General features: G+C 54.3%; 2 tRNA genes and 2 rRNA genes. All 4 read left to right on the forward strand.

The features are described 5' to 3' along the window. Nucleotides 1-132 precede the first annotated feature (132 nt). The 4 genes from C664_RS19825 to C664_RS19840 all read left to right on the forward strand — a co-directional run bounded on the left by C664_RS19825 (nucleotide 133) and on the right by C664_RS19840 (nucleotide 5,070). A 16S ribosomal RNA gene (locus C664_RS19825) occupies nucleotides 133-1,670 on the forward strand. A 74-nt stretch (nucleotides 1,671-1,744) separates the two neighbouring features. Continuing rightward, nucleotides 1,745-1,821, forward strand: a tRNA-Ile gene (locus C664_RS19830). Between the two features lie 27 nt (nucleotides 1,822-1,848). Then, a tRNA-Ala gene (locus C664_RS19835) sits at nucleotides 1,849-1,924 on the forward strand. Nucleotides 1,925-2,185: 261 nt separating this feature from the next. Further along, nucleotides 2,186-5,070 (forward strand): 23S ribosomal RNA (locus C664_RS19840). Together the 16S and 23S rRNA genes with 2 tRNA genes alongside form the textbook arrangement of a ribosomal RNA operon. Nucleotides 5,071-5,111: the final 41 nt, after the last annotated feature.

Consider the following 5,111-nt stretch of genomic DNA (forward strand, 5'->3'; position numbering starts at 1 on the left):
GTTCTTTAAAAAATTGAACAACCGATAAGTGTGGGTGCTTGGTTGTTGTGGTCGGCAGCTTAGGCTGCTTGGTTTCGCAATGATTAGGTGCTCATGCTGATTAAGTCAGTATTTTGAGTACTTTGCTGGATTGAACTTAAGAGTTTGATCCTGGCTCAGATTGAACGCTGGCGGCATGCTTTACACATGCAAGTCGAACGGCAGCACGGGCTTCGGCCTGGTGGCGAGTGGCGAACGGGTGAGTAATGCATCGGAACGTGCCCATTTGTGGGGGATAACGCGGCGAAAGTCGCGCTAATACCGCATACGCCCTGAGGGGGAAAGCGGGGGATTCTTCGGAACCTCGCGCAATTGGAGCGGCCGATGTCAGATTAGCTAGTTGGTAGGGTAAAGGCCTACCAAGGCGACGATCTGTAGCGGGTCTGAGAGGATGATCCGCCACACTGGGACTGAGACACGGCCCAGACTCCTACGGGAGGCAGCAGTGGGGAATTTTGGACAATGGGCGCAAGCCTGATCCAGCCATGCCGCGTGAGTGAAGAAGGCCTTCGGGTTGTAAAGCTCTTTCGGCCGGGAAGAAATCGGCGACTCTAACATAGTCGCTGGATGACGGTACCGGACTAAGAAGCACCGGCTAACTACGTGCCAGCAGCCGCGGTAATACGTAGGGTGCGAGCGTTAATCGGAATTACTGGGCGTAAAGCGTGCGCAGGCGGTTTTGTAAGACAGATGTGAAATCCCCGGGCTTAACCTGGGAACTGCGTTTGTGACTGCAAGGCTAGAGTACGGCAGAGGGGGGTGGAATTCCTGGTGTAGCAGTGAAATGCGTAGATATCAGGAGGAACACCGATGGCGAAGGCAGCCCCCTGGGCCTGTACTGACGCTCATGCACGAAAGCGTGGGGAGCAAACAGGATTAGATACCCTGGTAGTCCACGCCCTAAACGATGTCGACTAGTCGTTCGGAGCAGCAATGCACTGAGTGACGCAGCTAACGCGTGAAGTCGACCGCCTGGGGAGTACGGCCGCAAGGTTAAAACTCAAAGGAATTGACGGGGACCCGCACAAGCGGTGGATGATGTGGATTAATTCGATGCAACGCGAAAAACCTTACCTACCCTTGACATGTCTGGAACCTTGCTGAGAGGCGAGGGTGCCTTCGGGAGCCAGAACACAGGTGCTGCATGGCTGTCGTCAGCTCGTGTCGTGAGATGTTGGGTTAAGTCCCGCAACGAGCGCAACCCTTGTCACTAGTTGCCACCATTTAGTTGGGCACTCTAGTGAGACTGCCGGTGACAAACCGGAGGAAGGTGGGGATGACGTCAAGTCCTCATGGCCCTTATGGGTAGGGCTTCACACGTCATACAATGGTCGGTACAGAGGGTTGCCAAACCGCGAGGTGGAGCCAATCCCTTAAAGCCGATCGTAGTCCGGATCGTAGTCTGCAACTCGACTACGTGAAGTCGGAATCGCTAGTAATCGCAGATCAGCATGCTGCGGTGAATACGTTCCCGGGTCTTGTACACACCGCCCGTCACACCATGGGAGTGGGTTTCACCAGAAGTAGGTAGCTTAACCTTCGGGAGGGCGCTTACCACGGTGAGATTCATGACTGGGGTGAAGTCGTAACAAGGTAGCCGTATCGGAAGGTGCGGCTGGATCACCTCCTTTCAAGAGAAAAGGCCGCGTACGGCCAAGTATCCACAACTTATCGGTTGTTCAGACCAAGAGCCTCGAAGGCGTGAGGGTCTGTAGCTCAGTCGGTTAGAGCACCGTCTTGATAAGGCGGGGGTCGTTGGTTCGAATCCAACCAGACCCACCAAGCTTTTTTGGGTTGCTCGAGAAGGACGGGGCTGTAGCTCAGCTGGGAGAGCGGCGGCTTTGCAAGCCGTAGGTCGTCGGTTCGATCCCGACCAGCTCCACCAGGACTCGTGCAGACGCATTCGAGTAGTCAGACATGACGATAGCGATGTCATCATCTCTGACTTCTCGATCGGCAGCGCAAACTGTCGGTTGTTTGAGGTTCGCTCTTTAACAAAGTGGAAGAAGTGTAGTACGTACCGAGCCGGTGCGTACTGCAAGTTGTGTGATTGCATTGATCACATCACCGTTGTCAGCAGTGGTGTGATCGCACAAACGAGTTCGTCTTATGACCGGTGCTTCGACAAGAGGCACTAAGGTTATAGGATCAAGCGACTAAGTGCATGTGGTGGATGCCTTGGCGATCACAGGCGATGAAGGACGTGTAAGCCTGCGAAAAGCGTGGGGGAGCTGGCAATAGAGCTTTGATCCCACGATGTCCGAATGGGGAAACCCACCCCGCAAGGGGTATCCCAGACTGAATACATAGGTCTGAGGAGGCGAACGCGGCGAACTGAAACATCTAAGTAGCCGCAGGAACAGAAATCAACCGAGATTCCGCAAGTAGTGGCGAGCGAACGCGGAGCAGCCTGCACGACTAAACCATCAGCTTAGCAAAACGGTCTGGAAAGTCCGACGATACAGGGTGATAGTCCCGTATGCGAAAAGCCGGTGGCGGGTCTGAGCGTGCGACAAGTAGGGCGGGACACGAGAAATCCTGTCTGAAGATGGGGGGACCATCCTCCAAGGCTAAATACTCGTGATCGACCGATAGTGAACCAGTACCGTGAGGGAAAGGCGAAAAGAACCCCGGGAGGGGAGTGAAATAGATCCTGAAACCGCATGCATACAAACAGTGGGAGCCTCGAAAGGGGTGACTGCGTACCTTTTGTATAATGGGTCAGCGACTTACGTTCAGTAGCGAGCTTAACCGAGTAGGGGAGGCGTAGCGAAAGCGAGTCTGATAAGGGCGTCAGAGTTGCTGGGCGTAGACCCGAAACCGGATGATCTATCCATGGCCAGGATGAAGGTGCCGTAACAGGTACTGGAGGTCCGAACCCACTAACGTTGAAAAGTTAGGGGATGAGCTGTGGATAGGGGTGAAAGGCTAAACAAATCCGGAAATAGCTGGTTCTCCCCGAAAACTATTTAGGTAGTGCGTCGTACGGACACTTGCGGGGGTAGAGCACTGTAATCGTTGGGGGGGTCACTGCGATCTACCCCGCGATAGCAAACTCCGAATACCGCAAAGTGATATACGGCAGACAGACATCGGGTGCTAACGTCCGGTGTCAAGAGGGAAACAACCCAGACCGCCAGCTAAGGTCCCAAATGCATGGCTAAGTGGCAAACGAGGTGGGAAGGCATAGACAGCTAGGAGGTTGGCTTAGAAGCAGCCACCCTTTAAAGAAAGCGTAATAGCTCACTAGTCGAGTCGTCCTGCGCGGAAGATGTAACGGGGCTCAAGCCATGAACCGAAGCTGCGGATGTGTCTTTGACACGTGGTAGGGGAGCGTTCCGTAAGCCTGCGAAGGTGTCTCGTAAGGGATGCTGGAGGTATCGGAAGTGCGAATGCTGACATGAGTAGCGATAAAGGGTGTGAAAAGCACCCTCGCCGTAAGCCCAAGGTTTCCTGCGCAACGTTCATCGGCGCAGGGTGAGTCGGCCCCTAAGGCGAGGCAGAAATGCGTAGTCGATGGGAAACAGGTCAATATTCCTGTACCGCTCTATGATGCGATGGGGGGACGGAGAAGGTTAGCTCGGCCATCTGTTGGAATAGGTGGTTCAAGTGTGTAGGCGTGCTGCGTAGGCAAATCCGCGCGGCTAAGCTGAGGCATGATAACGAGGACCCTCGGGTCCGAAGCGAGTGATACCCTGCTTCCAGGAAAAGCCTCTAAGCTTCAGTCATAGAGTGACCGTACCGCAAACCGACACAGGTGGGCTGGTAGAGAATACCAAGGCGCTTGAGAGAACTCAGGAGAAGGAACTCGGCAAATTGATACCGTAACTTCGGGAGAAGGTATGCCCCATTAGCTTGTAGGAGTACATCCGAAGGGCGAAGGGGCCGCAGAGAATCGGTGGCTGCGACTGTTTATTAAAAACACAGCACTCTGCAAACACGAAAGTGGACGTATAGGGTGTGACGCCTGCCCGGTGCCGGAAGGTTAAGTGATGGGGTGCAAGCTCTTGATCGAAGCCCCGGTAAACGGCGGCCGTAACTATAACGGTCCTAAGGTAGCGAAATTCCTTGTCGGGTAAGTTCCGACCTGCACGAATGGCGTAACGATGGCCACACTGTCTCCTCCTGAGACTCAGCGAAGTTGAAATGTTTGTGAAGATGCAATCTCCCCGCGGCTAGACGGAAAGACCCCATGAACCTTTACTGTAGCTTTGCATTGGACTTTGACGGGATTTGTGTAGGATAGGTGGGAGGCTATGAAGCCAGGACGCTAGTTCTGGTGGAGCCGTCCTTGAAATACCACCCTGGTGTCGTCGAGGTTCTAACCCAGGTCTGTGAATCCAGATCGGGGACCGTGCATGGTGGGCAGTTTGACTGGGGCGGTCTCCTCCCAAAAGGTAACGGAGGAGTACGAAGGTCACCTAGGTACGGTCGGACATCGTACTGATAGTGCAATGGCAAAAGGTGGCTTGACTGCGAGACCCACAAGTCGAGCAGGTGCGAAAGCAGGTCATAGTGATCCGGTGGTTCTGTATGGAAGGGCCATCGCTCAACGGATAAAAGGTACTCTGGGGATAACAGGCTGATTCCGCCCAAGAGTTCACATCGACGGCGGAGTTTGGCACCTCGATGTCGGCTCATCACATCCTGGGGCTGTAGCCGGTCCCAAGGGTATGGCTGTTCGCCATTTAAAGTGGTACGTGAGCTGGGTTTAAAACGTCGTGAGACAGTTTGGTCCCTATCTGCCGTGGGCGCTGGAAGTTTGAGAGGGCTTGCTCCTAGTACGAGAGGACCGGAGTGAACGCACCCCTGGTGTACCGGTTGTGACGCCAGTCGCATCGCCGGGTAGCTATGTGCGGAAGAGATAACCGCTGAAAGCATCTAAGCGGGAAACTCGCCTCAAGATGAGACTTCCCCGGGGCCTCGAGCCCCCTGAAGGGTCGTTGAAGACCACAACGTTGATAGGTCGGGTGTGGAAGCGTGGCAACACGTTAAGCTAACCGATACTAATTGCCCGTGTGGCTTGATCCTATAACCTTATTCAAGACAAACTCGTAACACCGGTGTCAAAA

This window comes from Thauera sp. 63 (assembly GCF_000310165.2).
In the GTDB taxonomy this organism is placed as follows: Bacteria; Pseudomonadota; Gammaproteobacteria; order Burkholderiales; family Rhodocyclaceae; genus Thauera; species Thauera humireducens.